Source organism: Microbacterium rhizosphaerae (assembly GCF_034120055.1).
Lineage (GTDB): Bacteria > Actinomycetota > Actinomycetes > Actinomycetales > Microbacteriaceae > Microbacterium > Microbacterium rhizosphaerae.
In genome coordinates this window covers 3,887,767-3,913,818 of the sequence record NZ_CP139368.1, presented here as the reverse complement: position 1 = coordinate 3,913,818, position 26,052 = coordinate 3,887,767, and the positions used below count along the sequence as shown (strand labels likewise).

General features: G+C 69.8%; 24 protein-coding genes. 18 read left to right on the top strand and 6 right to left on the bottom strand.

Features of this window, described 5'->3' with window-relative positions; all coding sequences use genetic code 11:
• The first annotated feature begins 4 nt into the window (after positions 1-4).
• The 16 genes from SM116_RS17760 (at position 5) to SM116_RS17685 (ending at position 17,545) form a co-directional block, all read left to right on the top strand.
• Positions 5-1,519 (top strand): family 43 glycosylhydrolase, encoded by a 1,515-nt coding sequence (locus SM116_RS17760; RefSeq protein WP_320942294.1) that lies wholly within the window; start codon positions 5-7, stop codon positions 1,517-1,519.
• Complete coding sequence (locus SM116_RS17755) at positions 1,516-4,326, top strand: hypothetical protein (protein WP_320942293.1); 2,811 nt, start codon at positions 1,516-1,518, stop codon at positions 4,324-4,326. The genes SM116_RS17760 and SM116_RS17755 overlap by 4 nt, the downstream gene beginning before the upstream one ends.
• Entirely contained in the window at positions 4,323-4,694 is a 372-nt protein-coding gene (locus SM116_RS17750) for a nuclear transport factor 2 family protein (RefSeq protein ID WP_320942292.1), read from the top strand. The genes SM116_RS17755 and SM116_RS17750 overlap by 4 nt, the downstream gene beginning before the upstream one ends.
• A 38-nt stretch (positions 4,695-4,732) precedes the next feature.
• Positions 4,733-5,527, top strand: coding sequence for a TIM barrel protein (locus tag SM116_RS17745; protein WP_320942291.1), 795 nt, complete (start codon positions 4,733-4,735; stop codon positions 5,525-5,527).
• The gene (locus tag SM116_RS17740; protein WP_320942290.1) at positions 5,524-7,080 is read left to right on the top strand and encodes a GMC oxidoreductase; all 1,557 of its coding nucleotides are present in this window, start codon (positions 5,524-5,526) and stop codon (positions 7,078-7,080) included. The genes SM116_RS17745 and SM116_RS17740 overlap by 4 nt, the downstream gene beginning before the upstream one ends.
• A gap of 426 nt (positions 7,081-7,506) precedes the next feature.
• Entirely contained in the window at positions 7,507-7,902 is a 396-nt protein-coding gene (locus SM116_RS17735) for a C-glycoside deglycosidase beta subunit domain-containing protein (RefSeq protein ID WP_320942289.1), read from the top strand.
• Positions 7,899-9,041 (top strand): sugar phosphate isomerase/epimerase family protein, encoded by a 1,143-nt coding sequence (locus SM116_RS17730; protein WP_320942288.1) that lies wholly within the window; start codon positions 7,899-7,901, stop codon positions 9,039-9,041. The genes SM116_RS17735 and SM116_RS17730 overlap by 4 nt, the downstream gene beginning before the upstream one ends.
• Positions 9,038-10,081, top strand: a complete 1,044-nt coding sequence (locus SM116_RS17725) for a sugar phosphate isomerase/epimerase family protein (RefSeq protein ID WP_320942287.1) — start codon at positions 9,038-9,040, stop codon at positions 10,079-10,081. Before SM116_RS17730 ends, SM116_RS17725 begins: the two co-directional genes overlap by 4 nt.
• Positions 10,074-10,904, top strand: coding sequence for a nuclear transport factor 2 family protein (locus SM116_RS17720; protein WP_320942286.1), 831 nt, complete (start codon positions 10,074-10,076; stop codon positions 10,902-10,904). Before SM116_RS17725 ends, SM116_RS17720 begins: the two co-directional genes overlap by 8 nt.
• 9 nt (positions 10,905-10,913) lie before the next feature.
• Positions 10,914-11,330: a C-glycoside deglycosidase beta subunit domain-containing protein gene (locus SM116_RS17715; RefSeq protein WP_320942285.1), complete on the top strand. Its 417-nt coding sequence runs from the start codon at positions 10,914-10,916 to the stop codon at positions 11,328-11,330.
• Entirely contained in the window at positions 11,327-12,532 is a 1,206-nt protein-coding gene (locus tag SM116_RS17710) for a Gfo/Idh/MocA family protein (RefSeq protein ID WP_320942284.1), read from the top strand. The genes SM116_RS17715 and SM116_RS17710 overlap by 4 nt, the downstream gene beginning before the upstream one ends.
• Before the next feature lie 111 nt (positions 12,533-12,643).
• Positions 12,644-13,645: a sugar phosphate isomerase/epimerase family protein gene (locus tag SM116_RS17705; protein WP_320942283.1), complete on the top strand. Its 1,002-nt coding sequence runs from the start codon at positions 12,644-12,646 to the stop codon at positions 13,643-13,645.
• A gap of 53 nt (positions 13,646-13,698) precedes the next feature.
• Entirely contained in the window at positions 13,699-14,676 is a 978-nt protein-coding gene (locus SM116_RS17700; RefSeq protein WP_320942282.1) for a sugar phosphate isomerase/epimerase family protein, read from the top strand.
• On the top strand, positions 14,673-15,662 hold the full coding sequence (locus tag SM116_RS17695; RefSeq protein WP_320942281.1) for a sugar phosphate isomerase/epimerase family protein: 990 nt from the start codon (positions 14,673-14,675) through the stop codon (positions 15,660-15,662). The genes SM116_RS17700 and SM116_RS17695 overlap by 4 nt, the downstream gene beginning before the upstream one ends.
• Before the next feature lie 5 nt (positions 15,663-15,667).
• Positions 15,668-16,549 carry a ThuA domain-containing protein gene (locus SM116_RS17690; RefSeq protein WP_320942280.1) on the top strand — a complete coding sequence of 294 codons (882 nt, stop codon included), beginning with the start codon at positions 15,668-15,670 and terminating at the stop codon, positions 16,547-16,549.
• A gap of 3 nt (positions 16,550-16,552) precedes the next feature.
• A complete protein-coding gene (locus SM116_RS17685; RefSeq protein ID WP_320942279.1) occupies positions 16,553-17,545 on the top strand; it encodes a Gfo/Idh/MocA family protein in 993 nt (330 codons plus the stop codon).
• 82 nt (positions 17,546-17,627) lie between these two features.
• Here SM116_RS17685 and SM116_RS17680 read toward each other — a convergent pair whose 3' ends face one another.
• From SM116_RS17680 to SM116_RS17665, 4 genes are all read right to left on the bottom strand, one after another.
• Complete coding sequence (locus tag SM116_RS17680) at positions 17,628-17,939, bottom strand: thioredoxin domain-containing protein (RefSeq protein WP_320942278.1); 312 nt, start codon at positions 17,937-17,939, stop codon at positions 17,628-17,630.
• On the bottom strand, positions 17,932-18,483 hold the full coding sequence (locus SM116_RS17675) for a redoxin family protein (RefSeq protein ID WP_320942277.1): 552 nt from the start codon (positions 18,481-18,483) through the stop codon (positions 17,932-17,934). Before SM116_RS17675 ends, SM116_RS17680 begins: the two co-directional genes overlap by 8 nt.
• Complete coding sequence (locus SM116_RS17670) at positions 18,459-20,033, bottom strand: hypothetical protein (RefSeq protein WP_320942276.1); 1,575 nt, start codon at positions 20,031-20,033, stop codon at positions 18,459-18,461. Before SM116_RS17670 ends, SM116_RS17675 begins: the two co-directional genes overlap by 25 nt.
• 94 nt (positions 20,034-20,127) lie before the next feature.
• Positions 20,128-21,390: an ROK family protein gene (locus SM116_RS17665; protein WP_320942275.1), complete on the bottom strand. Its 1,263-nt coding sequence runs from the start codon at positions 21,388-21,390 to the stop codon at positions 20,128-20,130.
• A gap of 237 nt (positions 21,391-21,627) precedes the next feature.
• On the opposite strand from SM116_RS17665, the gene SM116_RS17660 reads away from it, so the two are divergent.
• Together SM116_RS17660 and SM116_RS17655 are read left to right on the top strand one after the other, a co-directional pair.
• Entirely contained in the window at positions 21,628-22,644 is a 1,017-nt protein-coding gene (locus SM116_RS17660; RefSeq protein WP_320942274.1) for a VOC family protein, read from the top strand.
• 126 nt (positions 22,645-22,770) lie between these two features.
• On the top strand, positions 22,771-24,054 hold the full coding sequence (locus SM116_RS17655) for an MFS transporter (protein WP_320942273.1): 1,284 nt from the start codon (positions 22,771-22,773) through the stop codon (positions 24,052-24,054).
• A gap of 60 nt (positions 24,055-24,114) precedes the next feature.
• Here the strand turns inward: SM116_RS17655 and SM116_RS17650 are convergent, their stop codons facing one another.
• Both SM116_RS17650 and SM116_RS17645 read right to left on the bottom strand, forming a co-directional pair.
• On the bottom strand, positions 24,115-24,894 hold the full coding sequence (locus SM116_RS17650; RefSeq protein WP_320942272.1) for an SDR family NAD(P)-dependent oxidoreductase: 780 nt from the start codon (positions 24,892-24,894) through the stop codon (positions 24,115-24,117).
• A 132-nt stretch (positions 24,895-25,026) separates the two neighbouring features.
• Positions 25,027-25,956 carry a LysR family transcriptional regulator gene (locus SM116_RS17645; RefSeq protein ID WP_320942271.1) on the bottom strand — a complete coding sequence of 310 codons (930 nt, stop codon included), beginning with the start codon at positions 25,954-25,956 and terminating at the stop codon, positions 25,027-25,029.
• Between the last annotated feature and the right edge of the window lie 96 nt (positions 25,957-26,052).

The following is a 26,052-nucleotide window of genomic DNA, read 5'->3' as shown; positions in this document are numbered from 1 at the left end:
CGGGATGATCGAGACCCGTCGACCCGCCCCCGACCTCGGGGACGGACACTTCCGCAACCCCGTTCTCCCGGGCGATCGGCCGGACCCGAGCGTGCTGCGGGTCGGCGACGACTACTACCTCACGTACTCGTCGTTCGACGCGTCGCCGGGGCTCACCATCTGGCGCTCGCCCGATCTCGTCAACTGGACGTTCGTCACGTCCGCGGTCGAGAAGCCCCTCAGCACGGTGTTCGCGCCCGACTTCGTCGAGCACGATGGGCGGTACTTCATCTACATCCCGTTCATCCCGAGCTCGTGGTCGGACGCCATCGATGCACCGCAGGTGTGGGTCATCCATGCCGACCGCCCGGAGGGCCCGTGGAGCGAACCGGTGTACACGGGAGTCTCCGGCGCGATCGACCCCGGCCATGTCGTGGGCGAGGACGGAGAGCGCTACCTCTTCGTCGCCGGCATCCGTCGCTGCCGGCTCAGCCCGGACGGCCTGACCGCCGTGACGCCGCTCGAGCACGGCTATGACGGCTGGCGCTACCCGGACGAGTGGGTCACCGAGGCCTACGCGCTCGAGGGGCCGAAGTTCTTCCGGCGCGGCGACTGGTTCTACCTCGTGAGCGCCGTGGGGGGCACTGGAGGTCCGGCCACCGGGCACATGGTGATCGTCGCCCGCTCCCGCTCGGTGCTCGGGCCGTGGGAGAACTCCCCGCACAACCCCGTCGCCCGCACGTGGAGCGTCGACGAAGCGTGGTGGTCGCGCGGGCACGCCACGATCCTCGAAGGACCGGCGGATCAGTGGTTCATGGTCTCGCACGGCTACGAGAACGGCTACCGCACCCTCGGTCGCCAGGCGCTCCTCGAGCCCATCGAGTGGACCGAGGACGGCTGGCCGATCGCGCCGGCGCGCGACCTCGGTGCGCCGCTGCCTCTGCCGCGTCCCGGTGCGGAGCCGACCCCCGTGCCGGCGCCTTCCGACGACTTCACGGCCCCCGCGTGGGGCGAGCGCTGGGTGTTCGACAACCCCGGTCCCGACGAGCAGTCCCGCGCCGTGTTCGCCGACGGACTCGTGCTGGCCGGCAAGGGCACCGGACCCGCGGACTCCTCACCCCTCACGACCTGGTCGATGGACCGCGCGTTCGAAGTGGAGGTCGAGCTCGAGACCTCCGGCGACGTGCTCGGCGGACTGCTGCTGTACTTCAACGACCGCCTGTTCTACGGCATGGGCTGGGACGGCGAGGCGATGCACAGCTTTGCGGGCGGCATCCGCACGCACTGGCGTGAGCCGGCCGAGCCGGGTCGCGGCATCCAGCTCCGCCTGCAGAACGACCACCACATCGTGACCGGTTGGCACCGGCACCCGGGCGGCGAGTGGCAGCGCCACGGCGTGCGGTACGACACGTCGGGTGCGCACTCGGCGACGATCAACGACCTGAAGAGCCTGCGTCCGGCGATCTTCGCCGCGGGCGACGGCCAGGTCGTCTTCCGGAGCTTCCGCTATCGGTCGCTGGGCGAGCAGGCCTCGCGATGACCCTCCAGCGACTGCGTGACGCCGTGACGGGCGCCGTCCCGAACGTGATCATGCCGCTCTTCTGGCAGAAGGGCGGACCGGTCGAGATCGTCCGCGAGGAGATGGAGCGCATCGCGGATGCCGGCATCGGCGCGGTCATCCTCGAGGCGCGCCCGCATCCCGAATTCCTCGAAGAGGGCTGGTGGCGCGACGTCGACGCCGTCCTCGAGATCGCGCGCCGGCGCGGCATGAAGGTCTGGTTCTTCGACGACGACACGTTCCCGACGGGGCACGCGGGCGGGGCCGTCGCGACGGCTCCGGCCGGGCTGCGTCGCCGGTTCCTCGTCGAGCGGCACACGGATGCCGTCGGGCCGGCCGTCGGCGCGTCGTTCCTCGTCGAGCGGCGGCAGTTCTGGGGGCCCTCGGCATCCCTCGATCCGGGGGAGCTGCTGCGCGTGATGGCCTATCCCCGCGCCGAGGACTCGGACGAGCTGGTCGGCGAGCCGGTCGACCTCACCGACCGCATCGCGGACGGCGTCATCCACTGGGACATCCCGGACGGCTGGTGGCGCGTCTTCTTCCTCTCGGTCACGGCCGATGGGGGCAGCGCGCCGCACGCGGACCACATCGACTACCTCAACCCCGACTCGACGCAGCTGCTCATCGACAGCGTGTACGAACGCATCCACGCCCGGTACGCCGACGAGTTCGGCGACACGATCGCCGGCTTCTTCAGCGACGAGCCCGGCCTGTACAACGACCCCGACACGTTCGACTTCGGCTCGCAGCTCGGCACGCGGGTGCCGCTGCCGTGGAACGACCGCATCCTGCCGCTTCTCGAAGGGGCGCTCGGGGCGGATGCGCTGCTGAGCCTGCCCCTGCTGTGGGCGCCGGGTCGCGGCGCCGAGCGCCGCGTGCGGTACGCGTTCATGGATGCCGTGAGCCGGCTCTACTCCGAGAGCTTCAGCTGTCGACTGGGCGCCTGGTGCCGCACGCACGACGTCGAGTACATCGGGCATGTCATCGAGGACAACGGCGCGCACGCCCGCCTCGGCCCCGGTGCCGGGCACTACTTCCGCGCGATGGCCGGACAGGACATGGCGGGGGTCGACATCATCGGCGGCCAGGTCGTGCCCGGCTTCGCGCGGGGGCCGTTCGGGAACATGTCCGGAGCGGCAGACGGCGACTTCTTCCACTTCGGCCTGGCCAAGCTCGCCTCCTCCGCCGCGCACCTCGACCCGCGCAAGCGCGGACGGTCGATGTGCGAGACGATCGGCGCCTACGGCTGGTACGCGGGGCTGCGCCTGTTCACGTGGCTCACGAATCACCTGCTCGTCCGCGGGGTCACGCACATCGTGCCGCACGCCTTCTCGCCGGCGCCGTTCCCGGACCTCGACTGCCCGCCGCACTTCTACGCCCGGGGTGAGAACCCCCAGTACCGGCACCAGCACGTGCTGAGCGCGTACACGAACAGGCTCAGCCACCTGCTGCAGGGCGGCGCACACGTCGCGCCCTTCGCCGTGCTCTACCACGCCGACGCGGAGTGGCTCGGCGAGGCGGAGCCCTTCGAGCGCCCGCTGCGGGTGCTCATGGAGGCGCAGCTCGATGCCGACGTCCTGCCCGGCGACGCGCTGGCCGCCGCATCCGTCGACGGGGCGGCGCTGGTCGCGGGAGCCGAGGAGTACGACGCGCTCGTCGTGCCCGGGTCGGCGTTCCTGCCTGCGCACATCGCGTCGGAACTGCTGCGGCTCGACGACGCCGGAGTGCCGGTCGTCTTCGTCGACAGCGTCCCCGAGGTCGCCGACGGGGCCGCCGAGGCGTTGCGGGCGCGGTTCCGCGCCGTGCCGCTCGGGGAGCTGGTGGATGCCGTGTCCGGCATGACCGACCGCGCGGTGCGGGTGTCGGTGGATGCGCCGTCCCTGCGAACGCTGCGGATCGACCACGGCGACGCCGACGTCGTCATGCTCGTCAACGAGTCGGTGCGCGACCGCGTGCAGGCCGCCGTGACGGTGCCGCGCGCCGGCGAGGCGGTGCGGTTCGACGCGTTCTCCGGCCGGCCCTCGGCCGTGGCATCCCGGATGCCCGCGCTCCGCGGCGGAAATCCGGCGGATATCGGGCGTTTCGGCCTGGAAAGCCCGATATCCGCCGGATCGCCGATTCTGCGCCGTTCGTCGACCGTCGGTGATCCGGCCGGAATCGGGCGTTTCGGCTCCGAGAGCCCGAATTCCGCCGGATTGCCGACGACCGCGGGAGCGGCCGTGCTCGAAGCCCCGGGGGCGGCGGAGACCTCCGTGGATATCGACCTCGGCCCCGGTGAGGCGATCGTGCTGCTGGTCGGGGATCCCGAGGCCTGGGACGGACTGCCCGTTGCCCCTGCTGTCACCGCGGGTGAGTCGCATCCCGTCGCGCCGACCTGGAGCGTGTCGACCGCGACCGCGACGGAGTATCCGGAGTTCAGGCCGTGGGGTGAACTGGACGAGCTCGTGCCGCTCGACCGGCCGGGCCTGCTGCCCCGGTTCAGCGGGACGCTGCGGTACACCGCATCCCTCTCCACCGCTGCGACCGGTCCCGCGCGCCTCGACCTCGGCGCCGTCTTCGAGGTGGCGAGCGTGCGCCTGAACGGCGTCGACCTCGGCACGCGCATCGCACCGCCCTACGTCTTCGACGTGCCGGACGGCGTCCTGCGTGCGACCAACGTGCTGGAGATCGAGGTCGTCAACACCCTCGTGAAGGCGCAGCCCGACTTCTTCTCCGCCTTCGCCCCGCAGGAGCCCACCGGCCTGCTCGGGCCTGTGACGCTCGCACCGCTGCGGGAGGACGACGCATGACCGACAACCGCGCCGCGTTCGAGCGCTTCTGCGACCTCTTCTACACGCACAAGCGCGTGGCGGATGCGTTCGCCCTGCTGGTCGCGGACGACTACGTCCAGCACAACCCGACGATCGTGGACGGCCCGGCCGCCGCCGTCGAGCTGCTGACGCCGAAGTTCGACGGCTCACCCGATGCGCGGTTCGAGATCCAGCGCATCCTCGTCGACGGCGATCTGGCGATGGTGCACGTGAAGGCTTCCCGACCCGGCGCGCCCCACGCGGCGGTCGCGGACATCTACCGATTCGAGGACGGCCGGATCGTCGAGCACTGGGACGTGCTGCAGCAGGTTCCCGTGCACGCCGCCCACGACCACCCCATGTTCTGACCCTTCGACAGGCTCGGGGACCGACCAGAAAGGCAATCATGTACGAACTCGCACCCAATATCGAGCTGTTGTTCACCGAGGCCGGCGACTACCACGACCGCGTGCGCGCGGCGGCCGCCGCCGGTTTCACCGCCGTCGAGATGTGGGGGCCGACCGGCGCCGACGCGCCCGCGACGCCCAAAGACCTCCCGGCGCTGAAGGCTGCGCTGGAGGAGACCGGAACGAAGCTCACGGCCCAGCTGTCCGAGCCCCGCACCCAGTTCATGATCCCGCCGTGGGACCACTCGGAGTTCTACCGCAAGCTCGACGAGGGCGTCGCGATCGCGCAGGACCTCGGCTGCCCCCGCATCGTCGTCGGAAGCGGGACGGGCTTCGGGGGCTGGAAGCGCCAGGTGCAGCTCGACAAGCTCATCGAGATCTACCAGAAGGCGATCGCGCAGATCGACGGGTCCGGCATCACGCTGGCCCTCGAGCCGGTCAACGTGCGGGTGGATCACCCCGGTTCGCTGCTCGACCGCACGGCCGAGGCCGTGTACGTGGCGCGCGGCGTCGACTCGCCGTGTTTCGGCGTGCTGTACGACATCTACCACTCGGCCGTCGAGGGCGAGGACATGAGGGCCGAGCTCGCGAACGCGGGCGACCTCATCGTCTACGTGCAGCTGGCCGACGCGCCGGGCCGCGGCGAGCCCGGATCGGGCGACCTCGACTGGGCCGAGCGCCTCGGCATTCTGCGCAGCTCCGGCTACGACGGCCCGATCGGCCTCGAGTACTACCCGACGCAGGAGTCCGCGGCATCCGTCGTCCTCATCCGTGAGCTGGCGGTGTCGGCATGACCCGATACCCTGATGCCGTCGATGTCGCGATCGTCGGCAGCGGCCCGACGGGCGCCGCGTACGCGCGCATTCTCAGCGAGCAGGCGCCGCAGGCGACGGTCGCCATGTTCGAGGTGGGCCCGACGGTCTCGGATCCGCCCGGTGCGCACGTGAAGAACATCGAGGATGCCGCGGCCCGCGCCGCGGCGCAGCACCGGTCGCAGGGGCCTGGCGCCGAGGCCGCGACCGTGAACGGTCCGGGCGCCGTGAAATCCGGCGACCGCATGGCACGCCCCGGCACGTATCTGCTCGACGAGGGCTTCGCGTTCCCCGGCGAGGACGGCTTGCCGGTCGCCGCCTTCTCGAGCAACGTCGGCGGCATGGGCGCGCACTGGACGGCCGCGTGCCCGCGACCGGGCGAGAGCGAGCGCATCGCGTTCCTCGACGACCTGGACGAGCTGCTGGATGAGGGCGACCGCCTGCTCGGCGTCACGACGCACGCCTTCGACGGCGCGCCCTTCACCGAGCTCGTGCGCGATCGCCTCGCGGCAGCCGTCGACGCCGGGCGCCCGGCCGACCGGCGCGTCCAGCGCATGCCGCTCGCCGTGCATCGCCGGGAGGACGGCCGTCTCGTGTGGTCGGGCTCGGACGTCGTCTTCGGCGACGTCACCCGCCGGAACCCGAATTTCACCCTGCTCGACGACTCGCTCGTGACCCGCGTGCTCCTCGAGAACGGCCGCGCGGCGGGCGTCGAGGTGCGCGATCAGCGCACCGGAGAGGTGCACGAGGTGCGGGCCCGCTTCGTCGTCGTGGCCGCGGACGCGCTGCGCACGCCCCAAGTGCTCTTCGCCTCGGGCATCCGCCCCCGCGCCCTTGGTCGCATGCTGAACGACCAGTCGCAGGTCGTGTTCGCGTCGCGGATCCGGGACGCCGCCCCCGGCGGCTCCGCTGCGGCCGCACCCGCGGGGCAGTCCGACGAGCACGACATCGTCGCCGGCGCCCTCAGCGAGCAGAGCGGGGTCAGCTGGGTGCCGTTCACCGATGCCGAGCCGTGGCACGGCCAGATCATGCAGCTGGATGCCTCGCCCGTCCCGCTCGCCGAGGACGATCCCGCGGTTCCCGGCTCGATCGTGGGCCTGGGCCTGTTCACCGCGAAGGACCTGCAGTGGGACGACCGCGTCGAGTTCTCGGACGACGAGACGGATGCGTACGGCATGCCGTCGATGAGCCTGCACTATCGGCTGACCGACCGCGACCGGGAGGTGCTCGACCGCGCCCGCGCGGAGATCGTGCGTCTCGGCAACGCGGTGGGGGAGCCCATCGACGAGCGCCCGTTCACGATGCCGCTCGGCGCCTCGCTGCACTACCAGGGCACCGTCCGGATGGGAGCGACGGACGACGGCACCAGTGTGTGCGGTCCGGACAGCGAGGTGTGGTCGGCGCCCGGCGTCTTCGTCGCCGGAAACGGCGTCATCCCGACGGCCACCGCGTGCAACCCGACGCTCACGTCGGTCGCGCTCGCCGTACGGGGCGCCCGACGTATCGCGGCGGAGCTCGCCGACCCTGGTCGGTGAGCGAGCGATACGGGCCGTTGAGCGAGCGAGGAACGAGCGAGACGGAACGTGGAACCCGCGTCCTCGTTTCGTCTCGCTGGCGCTCGCTCAACGACCGTTCCCCCGCCGGTCGTCGAGCGAGCGAGGAACGAGCGAGACGGAACGTGGAACCCGCGACCTCGTTTCGTCTCGCTGGCGCTCGCTCAATGACCGTTCCCCCGCCGGCCGTTGAGCGAGCGAGGAACGAGCGAGACGGAACGTGGAACCCGCGACCTCGTTTCGTCTCGCTGGCGCTCGCTCAGCGACCGTTCCCCCGCCGGCCGTTGAGCGAGCGAGGAACGAGCGAGACGAAACGTGGAATTCGCGACCTCGTCTCACTCGCGGCGCTTGCTTATGTCGATTTCAAACAATAGACTGTAGAAACAAGATTTAAGTCGAGGAGGACTTGTGATCCCGGATCGCATCATCGAGCACGGCACGCTCCGGACGGACGGCTTTCGCGCCGCCGTCGAGGTGCGCATCCCCTGGTACCGGGCCCTTCCGGCATCCTGCATCGCGGGCGCCGGGCTGACGATCGACGGCGTGGCCGCGTCGACCGACTCCCTGCGCTGGGAGATGAACGGCCGCTCCCGCACCTTCGCCGAGATGGTCGACGACGTCGACGAGTGGTGGTTCCCCACGGACTCCGCCGTGCTCTCCGGAGACCTGCCCGTCGACCCGAGCGCCGAACACGAGGTGAGCGTCGACCTCACCCTGTACATCCCGTACATCGTCATCGGCGAGAACGAGGTGCTTCACATCGAGGAGCACGACACCAAGAAGATGAAGGCGGTGGCGGCATGACCGATCTGACTTCGGTCCCTGAGCCTGTCGAAGGGCAGGAACCGGGGGCACCGATCCAGGGCGTGACGCTGTACAGCTTCACGCGCGCGTTCCACGGCCGCGAGTACGACCTCGAAGGCCTCATCCGCAAGAGTGCAGCCGAGGGCTTCGGCCCGGGCCTCGAGATCATCGGCTTCTCGAGCTTCCGTGGCTTCCCCCAGATCGACGACGCCTACGCCGCGTGGTTCCGCGACCTCATCGCGGAGACCGGGCTCGTGCAGACCTCGCTCGCGATCAACGCCGACATCGGAATCCACCGCGATCGCCTGCTGAACCAGGACGAGCTCATCGAGTACATGCGCCGTCAGATCGAGGCCGCCGCCAAGCTCGGCTTCCCGATCGCGCGCGTGCAGATCTCGATCGAGCCGGACTCGATGGAGGCCCTCGCGCCGGTGGCCGAGCACTACGGCGTCACCCTCGCGCTCGAGGTGCACGCCGACCAGTACGCGTCGCATCCCCGCATCCTGGCCCTGCGCGATCGCTACGAGAAGATCGGCTCACCGTTCCTCGGTTTCACGATGGACTGGGGCGCCACGACCGTCGGGTTCGCACCGTCGCTCGTCGAGGCGTATCGACGCCGCGGCGCGTCGGAGGAGCTGCTCGGCAGGGTCGTCGACCTGTGGAACTCCTACTACGAGCAGGGCCCGCCGAAGGACCAGCAGGATCACGCCCAGCGCATGGGCTCCTTCATCCGCCTGGCGGCCGAGAACGGCCGCCCCGACCTGGGCATCGACTTCGGCATCAACGGCACGGGCCTGTTCGGGCCCGCGCGCGTCGACGACTGGCTGGCGATCATGCCGTGGATCAGGCACGTGCACGGCAAGTTCTTCGGCATCGACGAGTCGGGCGAGGAGCCCTCGGTGCCGGTGCGGGATCTCATCCGCCTGCTCGTGGAGAACGGCTACAACGGCGCCATCTCGAGCGAATACGAGGGGTGGCACTGGAACCACTGGCAGTCGCCCTTCGAGATCATCGCGGGCGAGCAGAAGGTGCAGCGCTCCGCCGCTCGGGACGCGGGCAGCCGCATGGTGACCGATGCCGCGGACGCCCGCGCACAACTGGCGGCCTGGCTGCCCGACACGGAAGGAGCACGCGCATGACCGCGGACGGCATCGCCGGAACCGGCATCCGGCTCGGCACGACCCTCTACTCGATGACGAGCGAGTTCGCGGCGGGGCTGTACACGCCCGAGACGCTGATCGCCGCCGTCGCCGAGAACGGCATCGGCCCGGGTGTGGAGTTCAACATCGCGCAGCTGCTGCGCACGTACCCGGACGTCGACAGTGCGTTCGTGAAGCTGTGGTTCGACTCGCTGGAGAAGTACGGTCTCGAGCCGAGCGCGGTGGGCACGAACCTCGACATGGGGCGTCGCAAGGACCGCGACATGACCCCAGACGAGGAGCACGACTTCCTCGCCCGCCAGCTGAAGACCGCGCACACGCTCGGCTTCACGCGGGTCGTCATCCGGTCGGCCGGCCGCGAGCTGCTGCGCAGCCTGCTGCCGCTCGCGGAGGAGTACGACCAGCGTCTGGGCTACGAGATCCACGCGCCGCAGGGTCCGAACGACCCGAAAGTGCTCGGCATCCGCGAGCTGTACGACGAGCTCGGCAGCGACCGCCTGGGCTTCACCGCGGACTTCTCGTCGACCATGCACAGCCTGTCGCCGACGCTGCTCGCGCAGCTGGAGAAGATGGGCATGGACCCGAAGCACTTCGCGGTCATGGACGAGATCTGGCACGAGCCCACCCCCATGCACGTGCGCAATCAGACCTTCGAGGACTACCTGAGCGGCGAGGGCGTCGACCCGCTCACGTTCGGCCCGTTCACCCGGCTGGCGTTCAACATGCACGGGCTGGTGCCGCCGGAGGAGTGGCTGGACATCATGCCGCAGATCTTCCATGTGCACGCGAAGTTCTACGACATCGGCGCGGACGGCGAGGAGCCGGCGATGGACATCCCGCGCATCGTCCGCCAGTTCGTCGAGGGCGGCTACCAGGGGTTCCTCTCCAGCGAGTGGGAGGGGCACGCGTTCCAGGACCTCGGCGAAGCAGACCCCATCGACCTCGTGAAGAAGCAGCACGCGCTCATGCGCGGTGCGATCGAGGATGCGGTCGCCCAGAAGGAGACCGCGGATGTCTGATCTGCGTGCACTGGTGCCCGAGCCCGTCGAGGCGTCGAAGAGCGACGCTTCGACCGGCTCAGCGACCGTCGAAGATCTGCAGGCCGAGCTCGCGCGGCTCCGGCAGGAGGTGGCCGATGCTCGGCGCCTCGCGCAGCGCGCCGAGGACCGCGGGCGGGTCGAGAACCTCTTCAACCGCTACATGTACCTGCACAACGCGTTCCAGGACGAGCAGATCATCCCGCTGTGGGTGAAGGAGGGCACGGAAGGCATCCGCGCGCGCTACACCAACGCCGGTCAGTACACGACGTGGGAGAGCGTGACGCGATACCACCGGGATCGGCCGGCGCCCGAGGGCAAGCTCATCCTGCACGCCACGACCACGCCCGTGATCGAGGTCGCCGCCGACGGCCGGACTGCGAAGGGTGTGTGGCTGATGGCCGGCACCGAGTCGGGTCTGACCGACCCTGCGGTCGCCGAGGCGTTCCCCGACATGTACTCGCCGGAGGAGGTGCTCGGCAAGAAGGTCTGGGCGCACTGGGTGTGGTGCAAGTACGCGATCGACTTCCTGAAGCAGGACGGCGAGTGGAAGTTCTGGAAGTTCCGCTGCTACGAGCTCGCCCGCGCGCCGTTCGAGGAGAACTGGGTCAGCTTCGGCTTGAAGAACCAGGGCGCGTTCGACCTCGACCTCATGTACTTCGGGGATGACGGCAAGCCGGTGTTCATGCCGCCCGCCGACGAGCCCGTCCCGAGCACGAACCATCCCTACAGCCCGCGGACGGTGCAGAAGCTCGAGCCCGTCCCGCCGGTTCCGCACGACACGTTCACCGATACCTTCGCGTAAGGAAGCGCCATGGCCACCCACAACTCCCTGTTCTCCGAGAAGGACGTCACCCGGCGTCCCGACGGCATCGCGGTGTCGGTGCAGCTGCCCTGGTACCGCAGCCTCTGGCTCTCCGCGGTCGACGGCGTCGACGCCACCGTCAACGGCACGGCGATCCCGCGTGACCGCCTGCGGTTCGAGCTGAACGGACGGTCGTACCGGATCGAGGAGCTCCCCGCGCAGTGGGAGACCCTCTGGTTCGTCGCCGATCGCCCCGAGGTCGTCATCCAGCTCGATGAGGTGCCCGCCGCCGGTGAGAGGCTCACCATCGAGGTGGTGCTCACGATGCGTCTGCTCTACATGCAGATCATGCCCGGACAGGACGGCGGTCCCGGCCGCTACGTGACCAACCGCGTCCCGGTCGAGCGAGAGGTCGTGCTGTCATGACCCCTCGACAGGCTCGGGGACCACTGCGGGTGGCGATGATCGGCTACGGCTTCATGGGCGCGGCGCACTCGGTGGGCTGGCGGCAGGCGCCGCACGTGTTCGACCTCCCGGAGGACGTCGAGATGGCCGTGCTCGTCGGTCGCAACGCGGACGCGGTCGCACAGGCCGCCGCGCACTGGGGCTGGGCCGAGTCGGCCACCGACTGGCGCGAGGTGATCGCGCGGGACGACATCGACATCGTCGACATCGTCACGCCGGGCGACTCGCACGCCGAGATCGCGATCGCCGCGCTGGATGCCGGCAAGCACGTGCTGTGCGAGAAGCCGCTGGCGAACTCGGTCGAGGAGGCCGAGGCGATGGCCGCCGCGGCCGAACGGGCCGCGCGCGGCGGCGCGAAGGCGATGGTCGGGTTCACCTACCGCCGGGTGCCCGCCGTCACGTTCCTGCGCGATCTCATCGCGGAGGGCGTCGTCGGGCGGGTTCAGCAGGTGCGGGCCGCGTACCGGCAGGACTGGCTGGTCGACCCCGAGATGCCGCTCGCGTGGCGCCTGCAGAAGGAGCACGCGGGCTCCGGCGCCCTGGGCGACATCGGCGCGCACATCATCGACATGACCCAGTTCGTCACCGGTGAGACGGTGGATGCCGTCTCCGGGACTCTCGAGACCATCGTGAAGCAGCGCCCTCTCCTCGGTTCGGGCTCGGGTCTCACGGGCACGGCGGCCGAGGGCTACGGCGATGTCACGGTCGACGATGCCGCCCTGTTCACCGGGCGCCTGTCGGGCGGCGCACTCGTTTCGTTCGAAGCGACCCGGTTCGCGACGGGCCGCAAGAATGCGCTCACGATCGAGGTCTCCGGCGACAAGGGGGCGCTCGCGTTCGACCTGGAGGACCTGAACAGCCTCCGGTTCTACGATCGCACGGCACCGGCGGACCGGCAGGGGTTCACGAAGATCCTGGTCACCGAGGCGCAGCATCCGTATGTCGCCGCCTGGTGGCCCCCCGGGCACATGCTCGGCTACGAACACGGGTTCACGCACCAGGTCGTGGACCTCGTGGCCGCGATCCACGACGGCACCGACCCGCATCCCTCGTTCGACGAAGGGCTGAGCGTGCAGCGTGTCCTGTCCGCGGTCGAGGCGAGCGCGGCGAAGGATTCCTCGTGGGTGCGCGTCGGTGCGGATGTCCTGGAGGTCGGTCGTTGAGCGAGGAGCGCAGCGACGAGACGAAACGCGGCATGCCGCCGACGTCGATCGATCACCACGTTTCGACTCGCTGCGCCCGCTCAACGACCGAAGAATGACAAAGGAGAAGCAATGACGCGTCCGATCACGCTGTTCACCGGACAGTGGGCCGATCTGCCGTTCGAGGAGGTGGCTCGCCTCGCCGGCGAGTGGGGCTACGACGGCCTGGAGATCGCCTGCTGGGGCGACCACATCGATGTGGGGCGGTGGGATGACGAGGAGTACGTGCAGTCCCGCAAGGACATCCTCGAGCGCAACGGCCTGAAGGTGTGGACGATCTCGAACCACCTCGCGGGTCAAGCCGTCTGCGACGACCCGATCGACGAGCGGCACCGTGACATCCTGAACGATCGGGTGTGGGGCGACGGCGACCCGGAGGGAGTGCGGCAGCGGGCTGCCGAGGAGCTGAAGATGACGGCCCGGTTCGCCGCGAAGCTCGGCGTGAAGACGGTGACCGGGTTCACGGGCTCGTCGATCTGGAAGGCGGTGGCGATGTTCCCGCCGGCATCCGACGAGTGGATCGCCGCCGGCTACCAGGACTTCGCCGACCGGTTCCACCCGATCCTCGACGTGTTCGAAGAGGTCGGCGTGCGGTTCGCGCTCGAGGTGCACCCGTCCGAGATCGCCTACGACTACTGGACCGCGAAGGCGACACTGGAGGCGATCGGCCACCGGGAGAGCTTCGGCATCAACTTCGACCCGTCGCATTTCATGTGGCAGCAGCTGGACCCGGTGGCGTTCATCCTCGACTTCGCCGACCACATCTTCCACGTGCACGTGAAGGAGTCCGTCACGAACCTCGACGGCCGCAACGGGGTGCTCGGCTCGCACCTGCCCTGGAACAACCCGCGCCGCGGCTGGACGTTCGTGTCGACCGCGCACGGCGAGGTGCCGTGGGAGCCGATCTTCCGGGCGCTGAACTTCATCGGCTACACCGGCCCGACCTCGGTCGAGTGGGAGGACGCCGGCATGGACCGCCTGCAGGGCGCACCGGAGGCCATCGCGTTCGTCCGCGAGCTGAACGCCATCACCCCGCCCGCCGCCGCCTTCGACGCCGCCTTCTCGACGAAGTAGGCCGGTCTTCCAGCCGGAGGGTCGGCTCCTCTCCACTCCACACGAAAGCAGACATGACGATGACGATGCCGACCACCGAGCCCCCGAAGATCAAGTGGAGCTACATGGACCACTGGCGCAGCCAGGGTCCGGCCGGCCCGATCGATCAATGGCAGTCGCGGCTGGCGATGACCCGGTTCCTGCGTCAGGTCGCAGCCGTCGGATTCGACGCGATCGACACGTTCGACTTCCGGTTCTGGCAGATCCTCGAGCAGTACGGGTCCGTTGCGAACTACCAGGAGTTCGTGCAGGAGCAGGGGCTGGAGCGCATCGTGAACACGTTCCACGGCGTCTACTACACGCCCGAGCGGTACGCCCCGGAGGTCCCCGCGACCCATCCGACGATCCTCGAGGACTTCAAGGTGACGATGGACCGGTGGTCGGGCATCCAGCTGGACAACATCATCGTCATGCCGGGCTCGAGGTACTTCGACGAGGTGGGCGTCAGCGACGACGGACTCAAGCACGCGGCGGACGTGTGGGGCGAGGTCGGACGGATCACGCAGGAGTACGGGGTCAACCTCACGTGCCACCACGAGTTCTACGGCGGCATCCGCACGCGTGCCCAGATCGACACGTTCTACGACTACGCCGATCCGGACTACGTGAAGTTCTTCGTGGACACCGCCCAGCACTGCATCGCGGATGTCGACCCGGTGGACGTCTACGAGGCCCATCACGATCGGGTGACGGGGTTCCACTTCAAGGACACGCGCACGAAGGACGTGAACGAGGACTACCGACTCTGGCCGGATGCCGAGCTCTCGGCGGTCACGACCGAGAAGTGGTTCTACGAGATGGGCACCGCCGAGGGTCTCGTCGACTTCGAGTCGATGATGCGCTCGGTGCGCGATCACGGGTACTCCGGCTGGATCAGCGTCGAGCACGACAAGGCCGACAAGCTCGGCGGCGACTACTCCGAGAGCACGGCGATCGCGCGGTGGTACGCCAAGAACGTGCTGGACGGCATCTACGGGGAGGGTGCGAAGTGAGCGGCATCCGGTGGGGCTACGCCCTCAACCAGTGGGACACCAACATCGATGCGTTCGTTCGCCGGCGCGACCATGAGCGCGCGTTCAAGACCATCTCGATCAGCGGGTTCAGCGGGGTCGAGCTGACGGCGGTGAGCTTCGGTCCCTGGGAGCCGTTCGGCAGCCCCGATGAGATCGCGCACCTCTACGGATCGCTCGAGGATCTGCGCTCGTTCCTCGCCGAGTGCGCGCTCGACGCCGTGAGCAGCTACGTCTACGACCCGTCCGTCGGATTCGATGTGGAGATGGGTCGCGGTCCCGATCCGCTGGATCCGGATGCACGCGAGCAGATCGCCGCCACCGCGGTGTGGTTCGCCGATGCGGTGCATCGCCTCGGCGGCGATGTCCTCGTCGTGCGCCCCGCCGGCTCCGCATGGCAGACGGGCGCCCTCAGCGATGAGCAGATCGGCACGCTCGCCGTGCTCTGGGACGAGGTGGGCCGCCGTATCGCCGAGCACGACGTGCGACTGGCGCTGCACGTCGACTTCCTGTCGGCGCTGCGCCTCGAGGACGGCCTCGACCGGCTCCTCGCCGCCACCGATCCCGACCACGTCGGCCTCGCGCTCGACACGGCGGAGCTCGCCGTCGCCGGCATCGAGCCGGTGGAGTTCTTCCGTCGCCATGCCGACCGCGTGTGGCACATCCAGCTCAAGAACGCGCACGACGTCGTCGACGACGCGGAAGCGCTGACGCCCCACGCCGAGCAGTTCGTGCGCACCGAAGGCGGCTCCCGGCGGATCGAGCGCTGGTTCTTCGAGCCGACCGATGAAGGCGGACTGATCGACTTCGAGGCCTTCGCGCAGGCCGTCGCCGACTCCTCGTACTCGGGCTGGATCGTGGTCGAGTCGGACCAGAGCCCGCGGCCTGCCGAGAGCGCCATGGTCAGCGGCTGGTACGTGCAGAAGGTGCTGGAGCCGATCGTCGAGAGGCGCGTCGCCCGGGTATGAACGACATGGCAGAGCACGAATCGGACGGTCTGCGCGTCCTCATCCTGTCGGGACACATGACCCGCGAGCACGACAACGAGCACCGCAGCTTCCGCAAGCACAACGAGTGGATCACGGCGCTCCTCGAGGACACCGGCCGGTTCACCGTACGGGTCGTCGAGGATCCGCGGGGTCTCGGCGCCGCGATCATCGACAAGTACGACGTCGTGATCGTGGTGTTCGAGGGGCGCGACGGTTATCACGAGAAGGCGGTGGGCTTCGGCGCCGAGACGGATGCTGCGCTCCTGACCTTCGTCCACGACGACGGCAAGGGCATCGTGTGGTTCCACGGATCCGCCGCTCAAGAGGACGACTGGGGCTACCCCGACGAGTACAACGTCATGCGCGGCTCGCGGATGACGGTCGCCGACGGGCTGCGTCCGCGCCCGTGGGGCGAGGCGCGGCTGGACACCGTCGAGCCTCGGCACGCGATCACCGAGGGCATCAGCGCTCGGTGGACCGTGACGGGAGACGACATCCTCACCGGCGTCGAGATCGCCGACGGCGCGCAGGTGCTGCTGACGACCTACGACGACCTCGAGTCGTACCAGAAGGCGCCGATCTGGCCGATGTCGCACTACCCGGTGGCGATCCCGCCGGAGGGCATCGCCGCGCTCCCGGGAATGAACACCGACCAGCCGATCGCGTGGATCAACGAGTACGGCGCCGGCCGCTCCTTCACGATCACGATCGGGCACGACATCGACACGTTCCGCCGGATCGAGTTCATCCGCATGTTCCCGCGCGGTGTCGAGTGGGCCGCCACGGGCTCGGTGTCGCTCGAGGGTCCCGACCGTCGCGGCGAGCGCCGGTTCCTGCCCTGGCCGTACTACAACCACGAGGGCTGACCAATGGCATCCGAACTGAGGATCGGCATCCTGGGTGCCGGCGGCATCGCCGAGCGGGCGATGGTCGAACCCTCCCGTGAGGTCGACGGCGCCCGGGTCGTCGCGATCGGTGCGCGCGATCCGGAACGTGCGCGGGCGTTCGCCGAGCGGCTGCACCTGCCGCAGCACGGCGACTATGAGGCGATCCTGTCCGACCCCGAGATCGACCTCGTGTACCTCGCACTGCCGCCCATCGTGCACGCCCAGTGGGGCGTGCGGGCGCTGCAGGCCGGAAAACACGTCCTGTGCGAGAAGCCGCTGTCGGTGAACGGCACGACCGCTGCGTCGATCGCCGACGCGGCCGCGGCGACCGGCCGGCGCGCGTTCGTCGGCTTCCACTACCGGCTGCACTCGTTCACGCAGCGGCTGCTGGAAGTCATCTCCTCGGGTGCGCTGGGCGACATCGAGCGGGTCGACTTCGACTTCAGCATCCCCCACTTCGTCGTGAAGCCCGGCAACATCCGGCTCGACGGAGACCTCGGCGGCGGGGCCGTGATGGACGTCGGATGCTACGCGGTCGATCTGATGCGCGCCGCCTGGGGCGAGCCCGTCGTCGAGTCGGCGACGGCGGTGCTCTTCGAGGACGACCCGCGGATCGACCTGCAGACCGATGCCGTGCTGCGGCTGCCGTCCGGCGGGCCGGTGCAGCTGCGGGCATCGTTCATCGGGGATGACCAGGGTGCGATGTGGATGCGGGTCGCCGGGTCGGCGGCCCACCTCGAGGCGACGAGTGTCATCGTGCCGCAGTGGGGAGCGACGCTGCGGGTGACCGCGGGCGACGACGTCCTCATCGACGAGAAGGCCGTCGAGGGCGAGAACAGCTACGTGCGTCAGCTGGAGCACCTCGTCGCGGTGCTGGACGACGGCTCGCCGAGCATCCTCGATGCGGCCCGCGGGGTCGGAACCATGCGCACCGTCGACGACATCTACCGGGCGGCTGGTCTCCAGCCGCGCTGAGCTCCGTTCCGCCCGGCCGTCGCGCACGGGCGCTCGATGCTCCGGCGCCTGCGGGCGGCGCGCCCGTCCGGCAGCAGGGCACTCAGCGTCGCAGGGCCTCGACGAAGTCCGCGGGATCCGGCAGGGGCGACGGGCGCCCGTCGCGGCGCCGATAGAGCCGGCACGTCAACGCCGGCGGTGCGCCGGGCTCGGGGAACAGGTCGACGCCGTCGCGGAGGAACGTCGGCGATCCGATGAAGCCGCGGGCCGCCGCATCCTCGTCCGTCTCGACGTACTCGAGCTCCAGTGCGGGGGGCTGGATGCCGGCCCCCGCGCACACGTCGGCCACCCACGTGTCCACCATCCCGGTCGACGGGCATCCGGACCAGCCCAGGACGGTCAGCTTCTCAGACATAGGGGTTCGGCTGATCGTCGACGGTCCACTTGATCTTGCAGCCCGCCGCGCGCGTGCCGCTGAGGCGGGCGGGGCGGCCGGCGAGCACGTCATCGAGGACGTTCCGCAGGTGCTGCGCGTTCTGCGTCGGGTCGTCGTGATCCGAGTCCGGGGCCCCCTTGTAGACGATCCGGCCCTGCGGATCGAGCACGAAGACATCCGGCGTGACGCGCGCGCCCCACTGCTTCGACAGGGACTGCTCGGCGTCCCGCAGGAAGTCGGACGCGAACTCACCCGCCGCCACGCGCCGCTCCATCTCGGCGAAGGAGTCCGCGGGGTACTTCTGCTCGTCGTTGGCGTTGACCTGCACGAAGACGACCCCGCGGTCCGCGTAGTCGCGCACCACCTGCTGCAGCCGGTCATGCCAGGCGAGGGCATAGGGGCAGTGGTTGCACGTCCAGATGACGACGGTCGCGGGCGCCCCCGCGGTTGCGACGGTCACCTCACCGCCCCCCGCCCGAGGCAGCGTGAACGATTCGGTCAGATCGCCGACGGCGTACGGCATGGATTCTCCTTCTGTTCGGTCATGGTCTGCGCGCCCTGTGCGAGTGCCGCGCGGGCGAGGCGGAGGTGGGCGCGCGTGGTCTCGGTGGCATCGAGGTCCTCGAGCCACTCGTGCCCGCCCCACTCGCTCGTGAGCGTGCCGCGCCAGCCGTGCTCGACGAGCAGGGCGCCGAGATCGCGGATCGGGCTCGACACGCGTCCATCGGCGTCGTCGAGATCCCAGAACTTCAGATGGAAGGCTCCGGTTCGCGGAAGGATGCTGCGCAGGTCGGCCGCATCCGATCGCCCGAACCGCACGAGCAGGTTCATGTAGGCCGTGTGCACTGCCGGCGGCACACCACCTGACTGCAGGAGTCGCACGACCTTCGCGCCGATCGCGGGTTCCCGCCAGTCCGACTCGAGGGCGTCGACGAGGGATGCGGGCACTCCACGATCGCGCAGGAGTCCGAGGTACGACGTCGGGAGCGCCGGCATCAGCATGCTGATGTCGACGAGCAGACGGATGCGCGGGTCGTCCAGCCGCGCGATCGTCTCGTACGCCGCCGCGACGGCCGGGTTTCCCGGCGCCTGGTGGCCCTGCACCTCCTCGTACAGGATGAGGTCCAGCTCGTCGAGCGTGGGCTGCAGGCGACGCAGCAGCGCGGCACCCGCCTGCCCGATCGGCAGACGCACGCCGTGGGCGCCCAGGCGGTGCGCGGCGCGCAGCTGGGGCATGAGGAAGGCGAGCCGTTCCTCGTCCGTCCGGTGCCGGGTCGGGGTGCGCCAGTCGTCGATGCTGGCGCCGACGATGCTCACCGAACCGCCGACGGCCTCCAGCGCCGCGCGCAGGTCGTCGGCATCCGCGTCCGCGGGGTCGGGGAACGAGCGCCACAGCTGACCCAGCTCGACCTCGATGACGTCGGCGACGCCGTCGGCGACGATCCCGACCGCGATGTCAGGAGCCGGCCGCTCGGCCGTGATGACCACGGGCGTCCAGTTGAAGGCGCTCGCGCCGAGCGTCCAGCCGCTCGGCAGCCGTTCCGACCTCGGAGAATCCTCGCGCGGTCGGACCTCTGCGGGCCGGGCCTCCGCCTCTCCGGGGATTCTGGGGCTTTCGGCGGCTCGCGCAGCGGGCGAGCGCGGCGCATCCAGGATGAGCTGCGCCTCGGCGTGGAACGGCAGCACCAACGGTGCGTCGGGGCCCGCCGGGAGGTAGGGGATGACGAGCCGGAACGACACGGAGACGTCGTGCACCCCGGGGCGCAGCCGGCCGTCCGGGGCGCGAGGCTTCGGACGACGTCCCGGCAGCGACGGGAGCGGGCGTGGCGACCGCGGAGCCTCGAGCACGAGGCGGTCCTGCACGAACCACCAGCCGTCCTCGTCGGCGAGCTCGCCTGGGGCAACGGCGCGTCCGTCGACGCAGACGACAACCGTGAGCGGCTCGCCGTCCACCGCGACCTCGATGGCGGTGATGGACGAGAGGGGCAGTGAGCGGATCCACGGGAGGCACAGTCGCAGGGCGATGCCACGGTCGGTCCAGGCCAGCGCCCCCTCGCGCAGGATCGGCAGCATGCGGTCTCCTCGTGATCCCTACTTCAGATCACAACCTACACACTTAAGTCGAATAACAGAAGAAGTATCGGCTCGCCGATGCGCGGAAGACGACTCAGGCGGCGCGCACCCGCTCGATCGTCGGCACGCCGGACGCGAACCAGCGGGGGAAGGTCACGTCGAACAGCTGCTCGATCGCGAGCTCCGCCCCGCCGAGCAGCGGCTCGGCGACGTCGTTGTTCGAGGGCTGGATGACGAGATCCCGCGTCGCGAGTGGAAGGGACAGCTCATACACCCGCTGCCGCACCCCGGCGAGGTAGATCTCTCCGGCACCCGCCATCGCACCGCCGATCACGATCACCGACGGGTTGAACATGTTGACGAGCGCCGCGATGGACTCGCCGACGAGCCGCGCGGAGCGCTGCACGAGCGCGATCGCCAGGGCATCCCCGTCGCGCGCCGACACGCAGATGAGCTCGGGAGTGAGCTGCTCACCGGCGTCGTGGTGGGTCTTCAGCACCCCGACCGCGCCGTCGCCGATGGCTCGCTCGGCATCCCGCACAAGCGCCCAGCCGCCGGCTTCGGCCTCGAGACAGCCGATCTTGCCGCAGCGGCAGATCACCTCCGAGTCGCCCACGCGGACGTGCCCGATGTCTCCGGCAGCGCCGTTGGCACCGCGGTGCAGGTGTCCGTGCGAGAGGAGCCCGGCTCCGATACCCGTGCCGACCTTCAGATAGATGAGGTCGATGGCGTCGTCCCGGCGGTGCACCCGCTCGGCCAGCGCCAGGATGTTCACGTCGTTGTCGACCCAGACGGGCGCTTGGAAGTGCTGCTCGAAGCGGCGCCGCACATCGAAGCCGTTCCAGCCCGGCATGATCGGCGGGGCGACGACCGTACCGGACTCGAAGTCCACCGGGCCCGGCACGCCCACCGTCACGGCCCAGACGGGGCGTCCATCGGTGGTCGCGAGGAGCTTCTCGACCATCGCGATCGTCGCCTCGAGGGTCTCGGCCGGCCCCCGGACGATCTCCCATGCCCGGTGATCCTGGGCGATGATCACGCCGTCGAGCGATGCCAGTCCCACGTGGATGTGCAGGGCGCCGAGCGCGCACACCACGATGAGACCGCGGTCCGAACGGAATCCGAGCGTGCGGGGTGCGCGACCACCCGACGAGGGGCCGAAAGCGCCGTCCTCGAGGAAGCCCATGGCGATCGCCGCCTCGACGCGCTGGGTGACGACGCCACGTCCCAGTCCCGTGAGGCGACCGATCTCTGGGCGGGTCGTGGCCTCGCCCGTGCGCACCATGTTGACGATCCTGAGGAGGCTCGTCACCTCGTCCGTCTGTGCGCCGAAACGCAGTGCTGACTCCCTGACCATGGTTGATTTTCACACAACTCGACGCATCAAATCGACACAAACGCGCGAACTATCGACGAATCCACATGGACTTAGGAGGAATCTGCGCAAAAGCTGCCCCTCCGAGGTTCACTCCACGGCGAACCGGAATGCATAAGTCGCGGTGATGGTGGAGATAGGGAACCCGGTCTTCCCTGATATCGGCCGAGCGCCGATCGTGGAAGTGGGCCGTCGCCCGGCACTTCGAAAGGATCGACGATGATCAAGCTCCTGTCCCACCTGTCGTACGTGGCGATCACGTCGCCCGACGTCGAGGCCTCCGTCGCCTTCTATGTCGAGCGGGTCGGCCTCACCGTGGTCGACCGGATCGACGGCGCGGTCTATCTGCGCTGCTGGGGCGACTACTACGCGTACTCGGTCGTCGTCCTTCCCGGCGACGAGCCGTCGCTCGACACGATGGCCTGGCGCACCTCGAGCCTCGAGGCGCTCGACAAGGCCGTGCAGCGCATCGAGTCCGCCGGCGTCCAGGGGGAGTGGGTCGACGTCCACACCATCGGCCGCGCCTACCGCTTCACCGGCCCGTGGGGCCACTCGATGACCCTGCACTGGGATGTCACGCGGCACCAGGCGCAGGGGCACACGGCATCCATCTATCCCGACCGCCCGGAGAAGCGCAGCACCGTCGCCGGCGCTCCGCGCCAGCTCGACCACGTCACGATCGCCGCGAGCGACGTCGACGCGTTCGCCGCCTGGTACAACGAGGTGCTCGGGTTCCGGATCATGGCCCGCACGCTGCTCGACGAGGCGCCGATTTCGGTGTTCTCCGTGCTCACCACGAACGAGAAGTCGCACGACCTGGGCGTCGTGCTCGACGGCTCGTCGCGCGCCGGCCGCGTGAACCACTACGCCTTCTGGGTCGACACGCGCGAGGAGCTGCTCATCGCCGCCGACACGCTCATGGAGCACGGCATCCCCATCGAGTACGGCCCGTCGATCCACGGCATCGGCGAGCAGAACTTCCTCTACTACCGCGAGCCGTCCAGCCTGCGCATCGAGCTGAACACCGGCGGCTACCGCAACTACGTTCCCGACTGGGAGCCGAACACGTGGAAGCCGTCGCTCGGGTCCAACAACTTCTATCGCAACGGCGCGATGCCGATGTCGATGACCGAGTCGTTCCCGGCCGCCGACGGCCCGAGCGCGACCGAGGAAGGCGTGCCGGATGAGATCCGCGAGGCGCTGCTCAACCCGTACGCGAAGCACGGCCAGGGCTGACGCGGGTTCTTCATCGGGCTGCGCGATGGGTTGAATCGCCGCAGCCCATGGGACAGGCGGATGCCCGTTGGTTGAATCGCTGCAGACCCCGGCCGCCCGAACGCCGGGCACAGGCAAGGAAGCCTCATGACCTCAACAAGCACGACGACCCAGGACGTCGACACCTCGGGCCACGACTGGCCGAACCCGCGCCGTGGGCTCCTCTTCTTCCTCGGCTTCGGGGCGATCGGCGCCGGCATGGCGCAGCTCGTGCCGGCCGTGCTGACGCTCTCGCTCAAGGCGGAGGCGATCGACCACAGCAACGCCACGACACTGCTGTCGATCGTCATGGCGATCAGCGGGATCGTCGCTCTCATCGCCGCCCCGATCTTCGGCCGCATCAGCGACCGCCTCACGACGCGGCTCGGTCGTCGCCGTCCGCTGCTGATCATCGGCGCGGTCCTGATGGCCATCGGCGCACCGCTGTCGTACGCGGCAGGCTCGCTCGGCATCCTGATCCTCGGCAACGTGCTCACGTTCCTCGGCGTCGCCGCGGTCACCGTCGCCTGCACCGCGATCCTCGCGGACCAGTACTCGCCGGATCGCCGCGGACCGGCCTCCGCCCTCATCGGGCTGAGCCTGCCGGTGGGGGCCGTCATCGGCCTCTTCCTCGCGCAGCTCGTGTCGGGGAGCCTCCTGGCGCAGTTCCTGATCCCGGCGGCGATCGGCGTCATCGCGGTGATCCTGCTCGCGCTGCGTCTGCCCGACCGGCCCATCACCCGGGCCGAGGTGCCGACGTTCACCGCGCGCGACTTCTTCGGCACCTTCTGGGTCAATCCCGTCAAGCACCCGTCGTACGGATGGGCGTGGTGGAGCCGCCTGCTGATCTTCTTCGGCATCGCGGCCGTGCAGGCCTACCAGGCGTTCTATCTGATCATCGCGCTGCACTTCTCGATCGCGGGGGTCTCCACCGCGGTGTTCCTGTCGACGCTCGTGCTCACCGTCATGGCGCTGATCTTCGCCCCGATCGCGAGCAAGATCTCCGACCGCGTCCGTCGCCGCAAGCCCTTCGTCATCGTCGCGGCTCTCGTGTTCGGAATCGGCCTGATCGTCGTCACGTTCGCGACCTCGTACCCGATGTTCCTCGTCGCGATGGGCATCATCGGCCTCGGCCAGGGCGTCTACATGGCTGTCGACCTCGCCCTGGTCAGCGAGATCCTGCCCGACCGTCACAACATCGCGAAGGACATGGGCATCATGGGGCTCGCGAGCACACTGCCGCAGTCCATCGTCCCCGCCGTGGCGCCGGTGCTGCTGGCGATCGGCGCCTCCGCCGCCCATCCCCAGAACTTCCCGGCCCTGTTCCTCACGGGCGCCATCGCGGGCCTGATCGGGGCGGTGCTCATCCTGCCGATCCGGGGCGTCAGGTAGACGCGACCGGAGTATCCGGGAGGGGGATGCCGTCGGCCGACGGCATCCCCCTCCTTCGTCTCAGTCCGAGGCGAGGGTCCCGCCGTCGACGACGATCGTCTGGCCGCTCACGAACCCGCCGGCGGGCGAGGCGAGCCACACGACGGTCCCGGCGATCTCCGCGGTGGTGCCGAAGCGCCGGAGTGGGGTCTTCGCGAGCCGGATGCGCGCGACGTCGTCATCCCCGGTGATCGGCATTGCGAAGTCCGTGGCGATCACTCCGGGCGCGATGGCGTTCGCGCGGATTCCGTGCGGCCCCCATTGGACGGCGATGTTCCTCGCGAGCTGCGCGTTGGCGGCCTTCGTGATGCCGTAGCCGGCGATCATCCGGTTTCCGCGCAGGCCCGCCAGGCTGGACATCACGAGGAAGGCGCCGCCCCCGCCCTCGGCCATGATCGGCAGCGCGGCGTCGGCGAGACGCAGCACCGAGCCGACGTGCAGGCCGAACATGACCTCGAACCTTCCGAGCGCGTCGTCGATCGGCTCGCCGGGGCGGTCCAGGGCGACTCCGGCATTCGCGAGCACCGTGTCGAGGCGGCCCCAGCGATCGACCGCCGCGCGGACGAGGGATGCGGGCGCACCGGGATCGAGCAGATCGCATTCCAGGCCGACCGCCGAGAGGCCGCGGGCGGCGAGCTGTTCGGCGGCGCCGGGAGCATCACCCAGCCCGGCGAGGAGCACGCTCGCGCCGGCGGCGGCGAGCGCCTCCGCGCAGGCGAGTCCGATCCCGCTCGTCGCGCCGGTGACGATCGCCACCCGACCCTCCAGCCTGAACAGGTCTTCGGGGGTCAGTTCTGTCATCGTCGCGGCCTCCCCGGCTCGTCACGCTCACACGCTACGGCGGTGCGCGGATCCGTGGTACGGGTCTCCGGGGATGACTGGCATCGCCTCCGCGCAGCGAGGGGCAGGCCCGCCGCTGGGCGGCGGCTCGAGTCAGACGGGAGAGCCCTCGTCGTCCGCGAACTCGACGCGCTCCGCGACCTCTCGCAGGATCGACACGAGCCAGCGCAGCGCGGGATCGTCGTTGCGGGAGGGGTGCCAGAACGCCGCCTCGACGAGGACCGGGAGGGAGACCGGGATGCGGGCGACCTGGAGGCCGAGCTGGGCGGCGTAGCGATCGGCCACCCGCTCCGGAACGAAGCCGTACCGGTCCGAGCCCGCGACGGTGAACGGAACGGGCAGGAACCCGGGCACCGTGCGGGCGACGCGCGGTGACACACCGGCCGAGGCGAGGCTGTCGTCGGCGTACATGACGATTCCCTCGCCGAAGGCGACCTGCACGTAGGGCAGCGACGCGAGCTGCTCGAGGCTCAGTGCGCCGTCGACGAGAGCGGGATGATCGCGCCGCACGAGGCAGACGAGCGCGTCCGAGAACAGGGCCCGGTGCTTCCCCGGCACGCCGCGGTCCGCGAATGCGACGACGACGTCGTCGCGGAGCAGATCGACCGGGCCGAAGTTCGCGAGCGGCCCGAAGTCGATCGTGACCTGCGGTGCGGCCTGCTCGAGCACCGCGAGGAGGGGAGCCGCCATGACAGAGAGGGCGTAATCGGATGTCGAGAGCCGGAAGTGGCGGCTGCTCGTGAGCGGGTCGAACATCGGTCGCAGATTGAGCGTCCGATCGATCTCCGAGAGCGCCGCGCGCACGATCGGCTGCAGCGCCTGCGCGCGCGGAGTGAGCTCGGACAGGCGTCCGCTGCGCACGAGCAGCGGATCGTCGAGCATCGTCCGCAGCTTCGCGACGGCGCCGCTCACGGTGGGCTGACTCGTGCCGAGCACGTCGGCGGCTCGCGTGAGGCTGCGCTCGGAGAGCACCGTGTCGAGCACGACGAGGAGATTGAGGTCCACCCCGCGCAGATCGTCCACGGCCGCCCTTCCTGCTTCGCTGTCAGCATACGGCGCGGCCGTTGCGCCCCCCTTCGGGTTCGGGTGCGCAGCGGCCGCGCCGGAAGCGGGCACCGC

Bases quoted from the DNA above. Each gene is read 5' to 3' on its own strand.
- SM116_RS17760 (WP_320942294.1), top strand. From the start codon at position 5: ATGATCGAGACCCGTCGACCCGCCCCCGACCTCGGGGACGGACACTTC.
- SM116_RS17755 (WP_320942293.1), top strand. From the start codon at position 1,516: ATGACCCTCCAGCGACTGCGTGACGCCGTGACGGGCGCCGTCCCGAAC.
- SM116_RS17750 (WP_320942292.1), top strand. From the start codon at position 4,323: ATGACCGACAACCGCGCCGCGTTCGAGCGCTTCTGCGACCTCTTCTAC.
- SM116_RS17745 (WP_320942291.1), top strand. From the start codon at position 4,733: ATGTACGAACTCGCACCCAATATCGAGCTGTTGTTCACCGAGGCCGGC.
- SM116_RS17740 (WP_320942290.1), top strand. From the start codon at position 5,524: ATGACCCGATACCCTGATGCCGTCGATGTCGCGATCGTCGGCAGCGGC.
- SM116_RS17730 (WP_320942288.1), top strand. From the start codon at position 7,899: ATGACCGATCTGACTTCGGTCCCTGAGCCTGTCGAAGGGCAGGAACCG.
- SM116_RS17725 (WP_320942287.1), top strand. From the start codon at position 9,038: ATGACCGCGGACGGCATCGCCGGAACCGGCATCCGGCTCGGCACGACC.
- SM116_RS17720 (WP_320942286.1), top strand. From the start codon at position 10,074: ATGTCTGATCTGCGTGCACTGGTGCCCGAGCCCGTCGAGGCGTCGAAG.
- SM116_RS17715 (WP_320942285.1), top strand. From the start codon at position 10,914: ATGGCCACCCACAACTCCCTGTTCTCCGAGAAGGACGTCACCCGGCGT.
- SM116_RS17710 (WP_320942284.1), top strand. From the start codon at position 11,327: ATGACCCCTCGACAGGCTCGGGGACCACTGCGGGTGGCGATGATCGGC.
- SM116_RS17705 (WP_320942283.1), top strand. From the start codon at position 12,644: ATGACGCGTCCGATCACGCTGTTCACCGGACAGTGGGCCGATCTGCCG.
- SM116_RS17700 (WP_320942282.1), top strand. From the start codon at position 13,699: ATGACGATGACGATGCCGACCACCGAGCCCCCGAAGATCAAGTGGAGC.
- SM116_RS17690 (WP_320942280.1), top strand. From the start codon at position 15,668: ATGGCAGAGCACGAATCGGACGGTCTGCGCGTCCTCATCCTGTCGGGA.
- SM116_RS17685 (WP_320942279.1), top strand. From the start codon at position 16,553: ATGGCATCCGAACTGAGGATCGGCATCCTGGGTGCCGGCGGCATCGCC.
- SM116_RS17680 (WP_320942278.1), bottom strand. From the start codon at position 17,939: ATGTCTGAGAAGCTGACCGTCCTGGGCTGGTCCGGATGCCCGTCGACC.
- SM116_RS17675 (WP_320942277.1), bottom strand. From the start codon at position 18,483: ATGCCGTACGCCGTCGGCGATCTGACCGAATCGTTCACGCTGCCTCGG.
- SM116_RS17670 (WP_320942276.1), bottom strand. From the start codon at position 20,033: ATGCTGCCGATCCTGCGCGAGGGGGCGCTGGCCTGGACCGACCGTGGC.
- SM116_RS17665 (WP_320942275.1), bottom strand. From the start codon at position 21,390: ATGGTCAGGGAGTCAGCACTGCGTTTCGGCGCACAGACGGACGAGGTG.
- SM116_RS17660 (WP_320942274.1), top strand. From the start codon at position 21,628: ATGATCAAGCTCCTGTCCCACCTGTCGTACGTGGCGATCACGTCGCCC.
- SM116_RS17655 (WP_320942273.1), top strand. From the start codon at position 22,771: ATGACCTCAACAAGCACGACGACCCAGGACGTCGACACCTCGGGCCAC.
- SM116_RS17650 (WP_320942272.1), bottom strand. From the start codon at position 24,894: ATGACAGAACTGACCCCCGAAGACCTGTTCAGGCTGGAGGGTCGGGTG.